The sequence below is a fragment of the Comamonas testosteroni genome (assembly GCF_000761245.1).
Taxonomy (GTDB): domain Bacteria; phylum Pseudomonadota; class Gammaproteobacteria; order Burkholderiales; family Burkholderiaceae_C; genus Comamonas; species Comamonas testosteroni_C.
In genome coordinates, this window is the sequence record NZ_AWOR01000049.1 from 74,040 (window position 1) to 90,394 (window position 16,355).

The following is a 16,355-nucleotide window of genomic DNA, read 5'->3' on the forward strand; positions in this document are numbered from 1 at the left end:
GCGATGGCGCCTCTGCTGTAGCAACGAAGTTTTCCGCGCTTGCTTATGCGTTTCTTGAAGGCAGTTGGAACACGCCCAGCTCATCGGGCGCGGCCTGCGCGATCAGGCCTGTTTCCCATTCCAGGTACTGGCGTGCAGCGTCTAGGTTGCCGTCGTGGCGGTCGTGCACGAAGAACAGGTAGTCGATGCGTTCGCTGTCAGCCAGCGGTGTGTTGCACTCCACTTGGAGCCCGGCGTCGGCCCAGTCCTGTGCTAAAGCCCAGGCGATATCGCTGTGCCCGGCCTCGCGAAGGTCGATTGCGGCTAGCTGTGCCGTGGCGGCATCAGGTGTCAATAGAAGGATCGGGCGGTTAGCGGAGAAACTGAGCTGCCCAAGGCGTGGACGGATTCCCCAAACCGCCCCTGCAGCATGCTCCTGTTGCCAGGCTGCTGAGCTTTGCAGGTCGACGAGTTGCGGCACTTGCTCGCGGCTCCAGGTAGGCAGCGCTTGCGTGGCGATGCGGGGCAGCGGGTGCGTCTCAGCTGGTGCAGGCCTATGCGACAGGCTTAATGATGCGTCGATGCCACCTTCTACTGTGGCGACCTGCCAGCCCAGTCGGGTCAGCCACACTGCTGTGACTGGCGCGCGCACGCCGTCATCGTCCAGAAGAATCACCCGGGCCTTGCGCGTCCCCAGTGTTTGGTCGGTGGCTTGCAGCAATTGGCCGCCGGGTGCGTGCGTGGCGCCAGGCAGAGTACGAGCTGCGAATTCTTCGGCGCTACGCACGTCCAGTACGTAGGTGGTGAGGGCGTCCTGGTCAATCCATTGCTGGGCCTGCGTGGGGCTCAGTTCCGGCACGGCCGCGCTACGCGCGAATCTAACGGCGGCTTCGCGCTCGCTAGCGTATGGCCGTGCAGGCCGTTGGCGCTCCTGGCTGTCGCCATGGGCCAGCTGTAGGCCGGCCAGCGCCCAGCCCTGGGTGCCGTTTTCCAGTGCGAACACGGGGTTATGCAGGCCTAGATTGCGCAGGATTTCTGCGCCGATGATGCTGCGCGTACGACCAGCACAGTGAATGACGATGGGGGTGGTTGGGTCGCTGGCCAGTGCGTGCAAGTGTCGCGGTAGTTCCCCGTTGGGTGCGGAGACTGAGCCTGGAATGCTCATCTTGCGGTGCTCGGCGGGCGTGCGCCCGTCCAGTAATACGAAGTGCTTGTTCTGTCGCTGCCAGCGGACCAGCTCCTGCGCGCCGATGTGCGGGGTGTCGAAGGCGTGCTCTGCCAGCTCGCCAAAGGTCTTGGAGGGCAGGTTCACGCCTTGGAACAGTGTGTAACCTGCGGCAGCCCAGCTCGGCGCACCGCCTTCGAGCACATGGACATGTATGTAGCCCAACGCATGCATGCGGCGTACGGCGCGCTCGGAAACACCGTCGCCCGCGTCGAGTAACACGATGCGCGTGGTCCTGCGCGGCACGAGTTGAGTGACGAGTGGCTCTAGTTGGCTGTAGGGAGTATTGACAGCGAAGAACGGATGGCCTTCTCCGAACTGTCCTGACTCGCGCACATCTAGCAGGGCGATTTCGTCACTGTCGTTCAGCCATTGGCGCGCAGTCTGCGCAGAAATGTAGGAGGTAGATACGGACATGGGTTAATAAAACAATAGCTGTTTGCGCTTTGTTGGGTGCGGCTCAGGTGGCAATGCACTTGAAATGCTTGCCAATGAGCGTTTTAAGCTCAATTCTTAAAGGACCAACCTATATGCATGAACTGCCCCCGGAGGGGCAGCAAAGCAAACCGAGCGGTGGTCTTTCTTTCAGTCGATCAACTGGATGCCGGTGTGTCCCTCGCGTTCCAGCTGAGCCACTAGGCCCAGCTCCCAGTCCAAGTAGTCGGTGAAGCCAGCGTTACGCAGTGTTAGATCGCGGTGCAGGTAGGGGCTATAGCTGCGGTCGTCGTCGCCGGTGAGTACGCTTTCACCGCCTTGAGCTATGGGCAGGCCCGCAGCGGCCCAGGCGCGGGTGCCACCGCTAATGGCACGGATATCGCGCGAAGGAGTCTTGCTATTGCGTCTCGCGTGCGCCAGGCCAGATGCCACGCTTTGGGCCAGTACGCCGTCGGACGAGGTAAGCAGCACAGCCTGTCCTAGTGGCAGTGCGTCGATAAATTCAGCCAGCCTGCCGGGAGCGGCGAAGCGTGCGCCGGCGATGTGGCGTTTTTCGAAGGCGACACGGCTGTCCACATCGAAGACCGCTGCGCCGTCAGCATCGGTCAGTGCTGCGGCCTGCGGTGGTGCGATGTACGGGGCCGGCGGATTGGGTGCCAGCAATCGCACTGGCTCGGGGCCGGTCACGCAGGAGGCGCCTGGGCCATAGTGGGGCGGTGTGTACACAGCCACCTCCCAACCAAGTTGCGCCAGCCAGGCCGCAGTGGTCAGCGCACGTACGCCGTCCCAGTCTGCCAGCACGATGCGCGCGCCGCGTGTGGCTGCGTATTCGTCGGTAGCCTGCACCAGTTGCCCACCAGGGGCCCAGCGCCAACCTTCCAAATGCCCGGCCTCGTACTCGGCTTGGGTGCGAACGTCGAAGCGGTAGAGGGTGCGTTCGTGGGCTTCGTTCAACCAGCGTACCAGCGTGGCTGCATCGATGCGCTGGACGCCGGCGCGTTGAGCGACGCTGTCGGCTCGATTACGAGCGGCAGCCAAGGTGGAGGGTGCCGGTTCGGGTAGCGGTGTGTGGCGGCCCTGGGCCAGCTCGCGCCCTGTCAGCAGCCAATCCATGGTGCCATTGCGCAGCGAGGCCACGCGGTTGGGTATGCCTGCGTCAATGAGTGTCTGCGCGCCTACGATGCTGCGTGTGCGCCCGGCGCAATTTACGACGACAAAGGTGTCCGGGTCCGGCGCGATCTCTCCGATGCGGTAGACAAGCTCTGCGCCTGGCAGGCTGTGTGCGAATGGCAGGCTGAAGTCTGCGAACTCCTCGGGCGTCCGGCTGTCCACGACGATGAGGTTGTCACCGCGTTTGACGCGTTCTTCGAGCTCCTCCGAGGAGATCCAGGGCGTGAGCTTCTCATGCTCGATCACCTCGCCGAAGGCTTTGCTGGGCACGTTGGTACCGCTGAAGATCTCGTACCCGGCAGCGGCCCAGCCGTCCACGCCGCCGGCCAGCACTGATACGTTAGTCCAGCCAAGGCGGATGAGCTGGTGCGCAGCAGTGTGCGCGAGGGTTTCGTCGCCATCCGTCACCACGACACGTGTGCCGCGGCGTGGCACGAGGCGGTCGATTTCGAGTGGAAGCCGCCACAGTGGTGCGCTTGCGGCAAACAGGATGTGGCTGCGGGCGAAGACGCCGGCATCACGCACGTCGAGCACGGCAAGCTCTTGACCGTCTGCGAGCGCCGCTTTTAGCGATTCTGGCGTTATGACGGCTTGACGAATGCCTGCGGGTGGGGCGAAGGTGCGGAAACTGCCGCCGCTGAGGCCTTCGAACACTACGCGCTCGGGCATGTGGTCCAGTCCTCGGCCGTAGAAGTGCAGATGCAAGCTCGTCTCCTCGCCGACGAGTTCGATGGTGTGCACATCGGTGGGACTGAGGGTCACCGAGCTACCGCGAATTACATCTACCGTGCGTTCGGGCGCAAGTGTGTCTTGTGCCGGGTCGGCGGTCTTGTCCCGGCGATAAAACACATTGCGTTCTACGCCATGCACGCCGGCAATGATGGCCCAAGTAGTGTGGTCGTGCGGAGGCACTGCCTTGCCCGGTAGCCCGACGGAGGCATACAGCGCGTAATGCCCGTCGGCGTCCTCGCTCAAGCGGTAGACCACGGCGGGGTTGTCGTTTGTGACGGGGAAATCCTCAAGCGGGAACAGCGCAGTTTGCTGGCCCAGTGCCTCCAGGTGTTGCGCCACCGCCTGTAATTGGTCGGGTGTTGTGTTTTTTGGATCTGGCGCGAGTTGTTGTGCGATGGCGATGAAGTGCGCCACGGCAGCGGAACGGCGGCTGCCGGTGTCGCTGAAGTCGGTAGGGCGGTGGATCTGGGTCATGGTTGCGGGTGTGGCCTGATGCGACGGTGTTCTAGAAGAAATACGCCACGGTAGGCTTGAAGCCGCGTGCCAGCAACGAAGAAATCCGTAGATCGATATGCGCAGAACTTCGTTCCATTGCGGGTTTGAGCTATCTAGATTGGTGGGTAGTCATAGCTCTTTTTGAATGCCCTGAATGCCTGTTTCCCGAAGAATCCTGCTGCGCGTTGCCACGAAGCTTTCCTTGACCCTGATTGCCGCGACTACTGTTGCTGCGTATGCTGAATCGGATCCACCGGGTAATCATTGGCCGGCCAAGCCAGTGCGCATCATCGTGCCGGTAGCGCCCGGTGGTAGCGCCGATAAACTCACGCGTACGCTGGCCGATAAGCTGGCGTTGCTTTGGGGACAGTCGGTGTTGGTCGAGAATGTGCCGGGCGCCAGCGGCACCATCGGAGCGGCCAAGGTCGCCAAAGCTGCGCCCGATGGTTACACCCTGTTGCAGCAAGGGGAGGGAATCACGCTCAACAGCCTTTTGTTCGCCAAGCTGCCGTACGACTCGCAAAAGAGCTTCAGTCCCATAATCAAGGCTGTCGTCAATCCTCAGATACTTGTGGTCAATCCATCCACGGGCCTGCACACTCTGAACCAATATATCTCGCGAGCCAAGTCAAGGTCTCAGAGCATTAGCCTCGCATTGCCCGGCAATGGCGGCATTGCCCATGTGGCGCATGAAATTCTCTCTCAAAGGACTGGTGCACAAGTCAACTACATTCCTTACTCTGGTGGAGGCCCCGCTACGCTCGACGTCCTTGGAGGCCATGCCGACGCTACCCTGATCACGCTTGCTGCAGTCACTGAATACGTGCGTGCCGGGAAATTGCGTGCTTTGGCAGTCACCACGCCTTACCGCTCGGATGCCCTGCCCGATGTGCCAACCGTGGCCGAGGCTGGCGTGCCTGGCTTTGCAGTCGAAAGCTGGCAGGGATACTTCGCACCGGCGGGTACGCCTCAGCAAGTGATCGAGAAGATCAACAACGACATGCGCGCTGTGTTGCAGACACCGGATGTTCGCGAGCAGCTAGAAAAGCTCGGCTTCAAAGTTGCAGGAGGTAGTTCAAAGGATCTTGCTCAAAGCTTGCGTGTTGAGCGTCCGTTTTATGCGAAGGCAATCAATGCAGCGGGACTGACGCTGCGTTGACGAAGTGCAAACCGATAAGTCACTTGAATGACGACTCAGCGACTAGGCGACGATGATTACTACGCCCAGGAGTTGTTTGAAACCGAAGAGTTGACGGGCTACCTGAAGAACTTGGTGCAGAACACGCAGAAGTCTGTGTACCAGCACGTGGTCTACGACTCTGCCGTTGAACGTGACTTTGCTGAAGCCTTAGAGAAAAATGAGGCTGCGAGGGTTTACGCGAAACTGCCGGGCTGGTTCAAGGTGCCCACGCCCTTAGGAACTTACAACCCTGACTGGGCCGTGCTGATCGAACGCGATGGCCAAGAGCGTTTGTACTTTGTGGTTGAGACGAAAAGCAGCCTGTTTGAAGAAGATCTGCGTGCTCGCGAGGGCAGCAAGATCAAGTGCGGGGCTGCACACTTTGCAGCCTTGGCTGCGGGTGAAAACCCAGCAATTTACGGAAAATTCAAAGATGTTAATGGCTTGATGGAAAAGGTGTTAGAGCACTAATTTATTATTGTTAGTTTTATTTGTTGATTAAATAAATAATAAAAATCCCGAACTGAGAGAACTCAATTCGGGATTTTTATTCTGCTGTTGCCCAGAATTTTTCATTTCTTCTCATCGCAGTGGTTGCTTGATTTCCTAAGGTATCTTCTTGAAGTCACAGTTCGGGTGCCGTTTTCACACAAAACTGATCCTGTCTGTGGCCAGTCGGCTATGCCGCGTTGTCGCTGTGATGGCATTCTTAAAAAGAAAAAACTATATGACATACAGCCCTGCGCATCATGCACGGGCTGTATGTCTTGCTTTTTGAAGATCAGCTGCTTCAGAGAGATCGCCAACCATTATCAGTTTTTTGCATATAAATGCTACTGGCCATGTTTATCTCCTGAGGCTCGAACCACCGAATGTCATCTTTTTCGAAACCAAAGTCCATTACGACAATCATGCGACCAAGACCTCCAGAAATAAGGCTGCTGGTTGTAATAGGAATGTATTTTTTCATCTCCGTAGAACTACCACAGCCTTTGGTGTAATAGTCAGAAACCACCGCATCGATCTTGCCATAGACTTTGGCATTGCGCATATCATCATCGTAATGAGCATAGAGAATTTTTAACTCTGCTTTCGCATCATTAAGAAATTCTTCATGTTCTTTCATCGCTCTGTATTCGGGAGCTGTCGCTTTCCATTGCTCTAGGGCAGTACGATAATTATTTTCTTGTTCGGCGTTGGCTCCCCATTCAGGCGATCGCGGCTTTGTTTTGGAGTTCGTCACTGCTGCAGTGTATTGATGGTGTTCATTTTCGGTTTGTTTTACGAGTTCCGTAGATGATTTAATTTGTCGCTCAGACTCGCCAATAGTAACACTTTCTTTATTATATAAATTTTTCAATTTTTCGAGATGGCTGTAATTTTTTAGCTTGACAGTGTATTCGAGATCTACCTTGTAGTATTTTTCATCTTGGTGGCCATTAGTTTTCTTAATATTTGTGATGAGCATGTTTTCACAAGAAGAAAACTTGGCTTCGATGTAGTCTTCAATATCGCCAGTGCTAGGAGTGCTAGAGCCGCAGGCGGTTATGAAGACCCCAATGAATGTACTTATAGCGATCTGAATAATGCCTTTATTCGAAATAATTTTCATGAATTCCCTCGTTGGTTTTGTATTGACTATGAATACCCGTTTTCAGCGGGTAATGAACTTGAAGTCGGTCTGGTTCGTTGGTTGTTTTTTCCCATTCAGCAAGCCCACAGGAATTGCTTGAGGCGGCTCCTGTGGGCTGCTAAGAGCTAATGCGAAGAGATGGGCGGCACTGTGCCAGTCACTACAACTGCTTTCCCTTTTTACGAAGGGCGCGAGCTTTGGATGCAAAGGCCTGAAACGGAATCACTCGACTTGGTTGAGCCAGGTTCGCAAAGTCCGCATCCAGTGCTGCAAAGAATTCAGATGGCTTCAGATGGAGGGCGCGGATGATGCGCTCCATGCTCGTCAGTGTGACGTTGCGCTCGCCACGCTCCACGCCGCCCAGATAGCTGCGGTCCAGGCCGCAGTACTGTGCAAAGGTCTCCTGCGAGAACCCTTGCTCCCTGCGTAAATGCCGAACGACTTTCCCGAATGCCTGCAGCACGGGGAGCCTGGGCGGTTCGGAGTTCGGCGGAGATGCTTTTTTATCCATAGGCGCTATGGTTACAAGAGCACACGAACTTGGCTACAGACCATAAATCCACGGTTTTATGGGCCACGGCTGATAAGTTCACGGCCTTTACGCATACGGCCTATGAGTACCATGTGCGCCATGGGCTCTCTGATGACGCATTCCTTGGGGCCTGGCCTCGGTGTCCGTGGTCGGCCCTGCAGGTGTGTCAGCTTCTTCTGGCATAGGGTTATAGGGATAGAACTCCTCCACGATGTCTGCAACCTCATCAGGCGAGTCTTCAAAGCTGCCATTGGCATAGCCCAGGCGGGCCGCTTCATCCAAAGCCGTCTGATCAAACCCTGCCGTCTGGCGCTGAGCCGTCAGCTCTTGGGCCTGAGCAATCGCAGCATTCAGAGACAGGCCACTGCGCACGATCAGATCGGCGTAGAAGATGGCTGAACGATGAGACTGTGTGGTGGACTTGCCTCGCAGCTTGAGCTCCAGTGACATGGAGGCCAGATGCCCCCCAGACACGGCCGCGAAGTACTGCAGCCGGGCTGCCAAAGTCCGGATGCTGTTGAACCCTGTGGTCCTGAACACAAAGCTGCCCAGTTCATCGCTGTCACCGATGAGCAGATTCAAACGCCCATAGGGCTTGCATCCCTCCTTGCCAAACAAGCAGATATCGGGCCCAGGGCAGGGCATGGACTCCAGCCCCTTGCTGGTCACGCGTTTGCAGCTCTCCCCATCTCCCACACAGACAGGCCTGGCCGTTGTGCGATCAAACAAGGTGTAGTTGGCGCGCAGATTCAGATCGGGGTCATTGAACAGCACTCGCACTGGAATACTGCGCAGCTTGCGCCGTGCAGAGACGGGAGTTACGGGCAATGATGCGGAAGATGCTGGCTCCATCGCCTGATCTGCATTGGCATCCGCGGCAACTCCCATCTTCTCCTTGAGCGACCGCTTGCCGGAGCGAACAGGCCGAGTGGTCGGAATGGGCTGGGTGGCTTGCTCCACATCTGCGGTGCTGCGATCGCCATTACCCCCGTCAGACAAGGAAGGCTGCGAGCCTTCATTTATGCCGCCGTGTGCCTTGTCGGTAGCCAGACGCAGTGCTTCATTGAGCGGATGCAAGACCCACTGCCCACGAGACTGCACCTGTGTGGTGATGGTGAATTCATCATCTTTCTCGGGCAGACGCTTGCCATTGCGCTCCACCACCTTGCCAATGGCAATCCGGCCAATCACCGGAGGCGTAATCATCAAACCTTTGATCATGAGGATCTCCAAAGAAAAAGCCCTCCAAGGTGAAACCAAGGAGGGCGGAGGGAAAGGGGGATGAATGGGATCGTTGGGTGAATCGCGATGTTGTGAGCAGTACTTTTGCTGCTAAATTGGGTGCGCTAGCAACTCACTGAATCGAGATGAAACCCAAGATCAACTTCATTGAGAGGGAGCGCCTTTTCAGGCGCGAGCTCAAGCGACGTCAAGTCAGGTTCTTGCCGACGCAGGTTTTGCGCCGGATATTCGAAGAGGCCGGCGTCTAGGCTCTCTACGCTGGATAAGGGCCGTCTCCAAGATTTCAAGCCTCGACCGGCTCATGGACACAGAAGCGTCGTGAACCGGGCTTGGGACTCATAAAGCGCTGAGCCAATGTGGGATGTGCCTGGACAAACTCACTGGTGTTGAAAGCCTGCCCGTCCTTGCTGCGCTTCCAGGTCACGGAGCCGCCAGAGGCAAACAAGGCCTTGCTGGCTTCTCCCATGTGCATCTGAATGCGCTGGCGCAAACTGGCTTCGTGCTTTTGCACGGCATCGAGAGCGGTGCGGACTTGCAGCAGTTCGTCGAACGTCGCGTTGAGCTCCTGGTCCTCGCTGAGATCCACTTGATCACCCACATCGGCAGGGAACAGGCAGCGTAAAGCCTTATTACTGCTGTCTGAGCCATCGCCGGCAGGCGCAATGCCTTGCTGAACCATGTCCCAGAACTGCTTTTCCAAAGCGATCAGGCGAGCGATCAAAGCCTCATCCCTTTCGATGCGAAAAATTCGCAACTCCTGTCCACCGACCAACACGGCGACATCAGCGGCACGATGGCCTGTCACGGCCAACTGGTGCATCACTTGCAACTGGACATACTCCGGAACACCATCACTCCACAGACGCGCCCCTTGGATACCTGCGGTCTTGCACTCCAGAATTTGAACATCCGAAGCGCCGACCACTTCGCGATCTACGTTAGCCAGCATCCAAGGGTGTTCAGGGTGCTGCAGCACCGCATTCACTTTGCGCACCTTGTTGCCTGTGCGCTTGGTGTAGTGCGCAGCCACGATGGGTTCGAGTAAAGTGCCCCAGAACATGGGGCTGGTGTCGTCCGAGTGATCTACAGCCGGCAATAGCGCTCCCTTGCCGGTCTTTTGCATCCACAACTCCAGTTGCGACTGATAGGGGTTGAGGCCAATAGCCGCTGCGGCATCCGAGCTGCCAATACCGGTACGGCGAATCTCCAGCCAGTCATCACGCTCCATATCCTTAGTCGACACCAAGCGCAGGGCCACTCCTTTGCGGGGCGAACGGGCAGGGGGCGAGTGTGCTGCAGGAGCAGCATGCCCCGAAGGGCTCACCAAGTGCAAGGACATACAAAACTCCTTCGCCCGTAAATTGCGGGCATAAAAGAGCCACCTCAAAAGGTGGCTTGGGTTGGAGGAAAGCAAAGAAGGTCAAAGAGGTGTGAATCGCCCGAAGACGACCAACAACATCTGCAGTCAGCCATAGCCGCTCAGTCAGGCCACCAGTTGCAGCGCATGGTCGAGCGCACGCTGCTTGATCACAGAGCCTTGGCCGAACCAGGCGCTGTCCAGGCGGTTGTCCTGGCTGCGAGCTTGCTTCTCATGGTCCACAAACTCCGTGACGGAGCAGAGCAGACCCCAGGCCGTGTCCTTGGCTGCATGCATCTCAGCACCACGACCATGACCTTCGTAGAGCATCTGCACCTTTTTGAGCGCACGCTCATTGGTCAGACCTACCGTGGGATCGGAATGCTGATCCGTATTGCAGATCACCTTGAGAAAATAGTTCATCGCCTCATGGGTCTTGATCTTGCGCTCGGCCAGCGTCTTCATGCGGTACATAAAGCTATCCCATTGGCCCACGGCGACACCCAACTGACGCTTGACCGCCTGGGCATCAAAAGCCGTGCTGTGGGGGACTTTGACGGCACTGGCCCCATCACGCAGCGCAATGGTCAGCGTGTTATTGCAGACCACACGCACTGTCGTCGGCATCGCCACTGTGGCCAGAGTCCCATCGCAGGAGGTGGCCAGCAGCAAATAGCCATTGACGACATCTTTGCCCTTGAGAGCTGCCGACTTCCCGGTACGAGCTAAAGCCCAGAATTTGCGTCCAGCTTTGAGCACGCCTGCCGTTTCCAATTCATAACCGGCCACTTCCGTCAGATCCCTATAAAACTCCAAGACCTGCTGGGGCTGAACCACTTGGTAACGGCTGCCCACGACAGATAAAGGAGCTTGGGTATCGCTGCGGTACAAAACCTTTTGTTCAGGAAACTCCTTGGGCTCCCCATATATGCCGGATAGACCTGAGTTTCCATCCGTGGCCAGATAACGAACCGGCGCTTCCTGAATACGCCAGTCCATACCTGCAGCTTGTGCCCAGGCATCAATGCTCTGTTTGGCGGGTAGGGCGTGGCCGAGTTCATGCCAAGGAGTTTGGCCGACATAAGCCATGGTTTCTACGAGATGTGCCATGTTGATTAATTTCGATAAATAAGGAAGTAATTAAGCAGAAGCTTCAGAAAATGAATTTCCGCAGGATGCACAAACTAAGTTATCAAGCATGTGTTGGTCGATTTTTTTACCGACGGTTGTGCCTAATTCGCAGCCAATTGCACTACCTGCAATTCCGCCTAAAACAGCACCGGCAAGACCACCAGCGGTTGTTCCTGCAGGGCCTACCGTGGATCCTGCGGTCATACCGATTTGGGCGCCTCTGATCGTTCCGGCAAAGCCACCGGTGGCACCCGCCGCAGTGCCCAAGACACCAAAAAGCTTCTTAGCCCAATTGCGTTGAGCGACCTTGCGACTTCCACAGACAGGGCAAGTTGCATCGTTATTCATAGATTTCCTCTGTGACTACATTTTGGTGGATAAGCCAATGAATTCATTGGCTTAATCGGATGAAGCACATCACCAAGTGTGCTCGCTGTAGTCATATGTGATTGAGGAATTTTTGAGTTCAGTTTTCTTGTTCCGGAGCTTCTCTGAAGCCCATTTCTGGGTCACAGAAGAGGAAAATTTTTTATAAAACCTAGCAAAAAATACAGGTAATGAAGCGATTCCTGAGTGGGCGAATGATGGTCTTCGCCCTGAGGTCTCCGAGGAGGGGAACTAAATCTCTGCTCAATTCGCCTGATCTCGAAAATTCCAGAAAGCACAAGCGGTCATCATGGAAAATTCAATAAAAACAATAAGTTGCATAAATTTTTTCTGGGCCTGGTGCTTTTTCCAAAAGTCAATCTGCTTGGGACAGTAAATTTTAACTTGGTCACGTCGATCGCCAGTGGCCGAGATAGACGATGAAATTCACCTCACTGAAAACAGAGGTGACAAATGACTGAACTCGCAAAGCATGACGACCGAAGCCTGGCGCCTGTAGCAGACGCTATCAGCCCGAATATGAGTGTGATCCGCTTGCCCAAGCTGCTTCAAATTCTGGGCATCTCACGCTCGATGGTGTATTTGAAGATCAACAAGTGCTCGAAGTACTACGACAAAGACTTTCCCTTGCCGATCAAGCTGGGGCAGAAGGCTGTGGGATGGGTGCTTCAGGATGTTTTCAACTACATAGAGTTGATCAAACAGGGTACTAAATCGTTGAATTAAATTCTTATAAATATTAAATTCTATTCTGATAAAAATCCGGTAAATTACCGTGATTTATCTTATATCTACCATGCGAAATTAATTAATTCAAATAGGTTTTATAGATACATATATGTATCTATAAAACCTATTTATTAAACTAAGGAAGTCCTTATGTCCGTAAGAGATAAGTTCATTGATCTGCAAAGATTTGTTTTTAAAAAAAGAGAGGACTCTTTCTTTACTATTAATTACGAAGAAAGAAGAAAGCATTACGATCAGCTAATGTATTACTATATTGGAGTCGATATAGCTTCATTGGATGAAAAAAGAATGCCATTCTTTAAGATGAAGAGTGGAATGACGTATAAGGCTCGTGCTTCAGGTCTGGGATATCAGATATTAAGCCTTCTGAGCCATGCAGGTCAGTCTAGAGTCCTGGGATGGGATGAGGAGTACGCATCCATCATTAATTACAGTCCTTTAATGAAGTTGAATTACAACGCTTTCGCTGCTGCAACATCTTCTAGTGGTGAGAGTGTTGAGGGCATTGGTTTCATTGAGCCTGTAATTTATGGTGAACATAAATTCAAAATGGCTTTTGGTAAGCGTACGGATGAAATTGTTGATGGCTTGAATAAATTTGTTTTGCAACTAAAAGAAGCTTTAAATAAAGATAACTTGCATGAGGAAATAAAGAGCTTTTATAGAAATTCAAAAGAGCGTTACTGCCATTTGATGAAGGTTGCTCTTCAAGCTTGGGAAATTAACTGTAAAAATATTTTGCTAAGAATCGATTGGGGTTTCCATGCAGAGAACCCACGTATGCCGTTTCGTCTAAAAACCGATCAAGAGATCAATGAAGACTTTACAGCGGTAGATATGAAAAGAAATCTCATGCTGAAAAGACTGCAAAAGATGTTCGGTAAGGATCTATCTTTCTATGCATGGAAGATTGAGTGTGGATTTAATAAGGGGTTGCATATCCATTGGCTAATCGCTCTTAATGGATCAAAGTATCTGAATCCTTATTTTCATTCAAAAGCTATCACTGACGATTGGAACCAGTGTGTGTGCGGTGATGATAGCTACGCGTGGAATGTATTGGGTATGTGCCAAAGGGATAGCAAATATTTGCGTAATATAGATTACCACGATGAAGATTTGGTGAAAATATTAAGTACATATTCTAACTATCTTACAAAGCTTGATGTCACGATGAAATTAAGAGCTCCGGAAGGGTTCAGAACATTTGGCTGCTCAAAGCTCAAAAAACTCGATAAAAATAAGCCAGGGCCCAAGAGATCATCATCAATCAGCTTGAATAGAGGATTTTAAAAATGAACTATTTTATCCAAAGAGCACTTTATCCTAAAGATGTACTGCCGCCAATGTTGCGAGATTTTGCAGACAGAGTGGTGGCAACTACGCAGTCTTCACACGAGATGGTTGTACCAGTGATGCTAGCGGGGATGTCTGCGGCTGTGCAAGGAGTGGTTGACGTAAAAACACCCTATGGTGAAATTATGCCAACTAGCCTCTTTACTTTCGTGATTGCGAAGTCTGGAGACAGGAAGTCTAGCGTCCTTAAAAAGGTGATGGCAGGATTCGAGGAGTTTGAGCAGGGTAGATTAACTGCCGATGTTGTGCCAGGGCGGGGTGATCACGAGATATTAACACACCATCCATTTTTGATTGAGGATGCAACCAGTAAGGGAGTTATTGATATTTATAAAGATGGTGCATCTTCCATCTTTTATTCTCTGGATGAAGCTGCGCTTATTTTTAATAAACTGGACATGCCCTATTTTTGCAAACGCTTTGATGGCTCTGCAATTAATGAAGTTAGTAGAACTCAAGGTGCAACAAGATTGCTCAATAGGCGAGTTGCTTTATGCCTGCTGACGCAGGATGTTACTTTTGAGCGATTTTTCAGTAAAAAAGGTGATTTACTTGTCGAGTCTGGACTAATGCCGCGAATGCTGGTTTCGCAAGCTGGAGTGCAATCTGATACTAATAGATGGAACTCCATGCCTGTCAGAGATGAATCCTTGGGAGCACATACCTTCCACCAAATAGTTAAAGATTTAATGCGAATTTACGCAAAAAATTTAGAAAATAGTGAAATTACTCGAGAAGTAATTGAATTCGATGAAAATTCATATGGGTTTTGGGAAAAGTATATTCAAAATGTCGATTTCACATTAGAAAATTTTGGGGAATGGGAGGAGATTAGAGCGTTTATGCGTAGAAGTGGTGAATTAGTTATACGCATCGCAGCCGTCCTTCAATATTTTACCGATCCAATAAATAAAATACAGCCATGGGCAGTTCAATCATCCATTGAAATTGTTAGATGGCATTTGCATGAAGCTAAAAGAATTTTTGGTGAAGGGTCATTGGAAATTAGACTGCAAAAAGATGTGGATTTACTATTTAAATATATTGTTGATAGATATAAAAGGACAGGGGAAAGGTTTTTCCCAAAAAGCGAATTACTTAGGTACGGCCCGAAACCCTTGAGGAAAGCTGATATTTTAGATATTTCAGTACGGCATCTTTTTAGTTTGGGGAAATTACAAATTTTTAAGGATGGAAAAAAAGAATTTATATGCCTTAATGAAAACTACTATGGTTTTATTGGAAATAATTTCCAAGCTAATTTTAAAGTAGCATGGTAGTAAATTAATTCAATGCTCTTTGAAGGAATATTTAAAATAATTGATTTAATTGATACTTAAATTATTTTTGAATAATTCATTTAGTTTTTTATCTTCTTTGAGTAATTTATGAATTCTCTTTTTTATTGCTCCGTCTGTGTGTGAGGCGTGAGAATTCGAAGCTTTTATTAGTTCTCGTATATCCTCTTTGGTTTCATTCATTAGAATTGAAATATCAATCCAACCTAAATTTGGCTTTCGTTTTGGGTCTGGAATTATTGCTTGCAATAGCTTGGAAATTTTCAAGTCCAAAACATCTAACTTTTTTGCGGAATCTTTTTTAAATTCTTTAAGAGATTCAAGTATTTCTTTTTGTTTTGAAACTTCATCCCAAGAATCACGCATACCCTTAAAGTATTTTGCTTGTGAAAAATAATACCATGCGGAATTGGTTAAATTTTTATCTGAATAATAAAAACAAAGTCCCATGAGGCCTAAATAGGTTCTGTGAACATTGGAAATTCCTTTATGCAAGTTCTCTCGGTAATTGCTAATGATTGATTTTTCTCCATTTAATCCATTGCAAGCATAGATATCCTTATTTTGAAGTATCTCTTCGAGATCGTCAGGAGAGCATTCATTTTTAAATGCCTTGAGAATCTCATCCAATTGCTCTGGCTCTTCATTCAAGATTCTAAAATTAATTTTCATTTTTGCTTCTATAAAAATATTTGATGATTTTTTGTTGTTGGCATCATGCTGCTGATCGGCAATCTTCGTGGGGATCCATTGCTAACGCAGAGTGAAATCATGACCTACGCGAAGTATTATGGGCTGCAAAACACTATCGGATACTGTTGGTTTTTTGTGCAGCGAATGCGGCCGCTCATCCCTGCTGAACGTACTGAATCCTAAGAGTGGCTAACACCACCAATCTACGAAGCGCGCACAGATGATCGCCGCTGCCAGTTTTAGTTGCGCTTCGTGGATATCCAGTCGTCTTTCAAGGCAGATTCGCAGTTTGCCAAAGCTTGCAAACCAGTTGTGCATCCGCTCCACCACCCAGCGATGCATGCCCAGTCGCTCGCTACTCTCAACGCCTCGCCTGGCAATGCGACTGGCGATGCCCCGTTGTCCCAAGTGCGCACGGCAACGTTTGTAGTCATAGCCCTTGTCGGCGTGCAACTTCGATGGTCTTTTGCGGGGCGCCCTCCCAAGCCTGCAATCGCAGGAATCGCGTCCAGGCACCTCTCGAACATCTTGGAGTCGTGCCGCTGACCAAGATACCAGCGGGATGCCTCTGGCATCTACAACGATGTGTCGTTTGGAGCCGAGTTTGCCTCTGTCCATGGGGTTAGGGCCCGTTTCCTGGCCCCCGGGGGCTTGGTACCGAGGCGCCATCAATGCTGGCCCGGCTCCAATCGATCTGGTCATGTTCACACAAATGAGTCAGCATGGCTGGGTGCGACTGCTCCCAGACGTCAGCGGCATT

General features: G+C 51.8%; 14 protein-coding genes and 1 pseudogene. 5 read left to right on the plus strand and 10 right to left on the minus strand.

Annotated elements, in window-relative coordinates; translation table 11 throughout:
- Positions 1–43: 43 nt before the first annotated feature.
- Both P353_RS14780 and P353_RS14785 read right to left on the minus strand, forming a co-directional pair.
- Entirely contained in the window at positions 44–1,621 is a 1,578-nt protein-coding gene (locus P353_RS14780) for a rhodanese-like domain-containing protein (protein ID WP_034370787.1), read from the minus strand.
- Between the two features lie 168 nt (positions 1,622–1,789).
- Complete coding sequence (locus tag P353_RS14785; RefSeq protein ID WP_080750548.1) at positions 1,790–4,015, minus strand: rhodanese-like domain-containing protein; 2,226 nt, start codon at positions 4,013–4,015, stop codon at positions 1,790–1,792.
- A 175-nt stretch (positions 4,016–4,190) separates the two neighbouring features.
- Here P353_RS14785 and P353_RS14790 point away from each other — a divergent pair, with 175 nt between their 5' ends.
- The gene (locus P353_RS14790; protein WP_034370791.1) at positions 4,191–5,195 is read left to right on the plus strand and encodes a Bug family tripartite tricarboxylate transporter substrate binding protein; all 1,005 of its coding nucleotides are present in this window, start codon (positions 4,191–4,193) and stop codon (positions 5,193–5,195) included.
- 36 nt (positions 5,196–5,231) lie between these two features.
- Positions 5,232–5,687, plus strand: a pseudogene (locus P353_RS14795) (restriction endonuclease subunit R); the annotation flags it as partial.
- Between the two features lie 319 nt (positions 5,688–6,006).
- Here P353_RS14795 and P353_RS14800 read toward each other — a convergent pair.
- The 6 genes from P353_RS14800 to P353_RS28155 form a co-directional block, all read right to left on the minus strand.
- Positions 6,007–6,828: a hypothetical protein gene (locus P353_RS14800; RefSeq protein WP_034370798.1), complete on the minus strand. Its 822-nt coding sequence runs from the start codon at positions 6,826–6,828 to the stop codon at positions 6,007–6,009.
- A gap of 181 nt (positions 6,829–7,009) precedes the next feature.
- On the minus strand, positions 7,010–7,360 hold the full coding sequence (locus tag P353_RS14805) for a helix-turn-helix domain-containing protein (protein WP_080750549.1): 351 nt from the start codon (positions 7,358–7,360) through the stop codon (positions 7,010–7,012).
- An 87-nt stretch (positions 7,361–7,447) separates the two neighbouring features.
- On the minus strand, positions 7,448–8,602 hold the full coding sequence (locus P353_RS29945; protein WP_232776528.1) for a phage capsid protein: 1,155 nt from the start codon (positions 8,600–8,602) through the stop codon (positions 7,448–7,450).
- A gap of 304 nt (positions 8,603–8,906) precedes the next feature.
- Positions 8,907–9,962 (minus strand): YqaJ viral recombinase family protein, encoded by a 1,056-nt coding sequence (locus P353_RS14815; RefSeq protein ID WP_034370801.1) that lies wholly within the window; start codon positions 9,960–9,962, stop codon positions 8,907–8,909.
- 144 nt (positions 9,963–10,106) lie between these two features.
- Positions 10,107–11,090 (minus strand): DUF932 domain-containing protein, encoded by a 984-nt coding sequence (locus tag P353_RS14820; protein WP_034370804.1) that lies wholly within the window; start codon positions 11,088–11,090, stop codon positions 10,107–10,109.
- Positions 11,091–11,120: 30 nt separating this feature from the next.
- Positions 11,121–11,459: a hypothetical protein gene (locus P353_RS28155; protein WP_080750550.1), complete on the minus strand. Its 339-nt coding sequence runs from the start codon at positions 11,457–11,459 to the stop codon at positions 11,121–11,123.
- A gap of 492 nt (positions 11,460–11,951) precedes the next feature.
- On the opposite strand from P353_RS28155, the gene P353_RS14825 reads away from it, so the two are divergent.
- The 3 genes from P353_RS14825 (at position 11,952) to P353_RS28160 (ending at position 14,884) form a co-directional block, all read left to right on the plus strand.
- Positions 11,952–12,224 carry a helix-turn-helix transcriptional regulator gene (locus P353_RS14825; protein WP_052084872.1) on the plus strand — a complete coding sequence of 91 codons (273 nt, stop codon included), beginning with the start codon at positions 11,952–11,954 and terminating at the stop codon, positions 12,222–12,224.
- A gap of 153 nt (positions 12,225–12,377) precedes the next feature.
- Positions 12,378–13,541 (plus strand): YagK/YfjJ domain-containing protein, encoded by a 1,164-nt coding sequence (locus tag P353_RS27555; protein WP_052084873.1) that lies wholly within the window; start codon positions 12,378–12,380, stop codon positions 13,539–13,541.
- Positions 13,542–13,543: 2 nt separating this feature from the next.
- Positions 13,544–14,884 carry a DUF3987 domain-containing protein gene (locus tag P353_RS28160; protein WP_080750551.1) on the plus strand — a complete coding sequence of 447 codons (1,341 nt, stop codon included), beginning with the start codon at positions 13,544–13,546 and terminating at the stop codon, positions 14,882–14,884.
- Positions 14,885–14,929: 45 nt separating this feature from the next.
- On the opposite strand, the gene P353_RS29235 is transcribed toward P353_RS28160, so the two are convergent.
- Positions 14,930–15,574, minus strand: coding sequence for a hypothetical protein (locus P353_RS29235; RefSeq protein ID WP_157839600.1), 645 nt, complete (start codon positions 15,572–15,574; stop codon positions 14,930–14,932).
- Between the two features lie 210 nt (positions 15,575–15,784).
- The gene (locus P353_RS28165; protein WP_420093389.1) at positions 15,785–16,297 is read right to left on the minus strand and encodes a transposase; all 513 of its coding nucleotides are present in this window, start codon (positions 16,295–16,297) and stop codon (positions 15,785–15,787) included.
- Positions 16,298–16,355 lie beyond the last annotated feature (58 nt).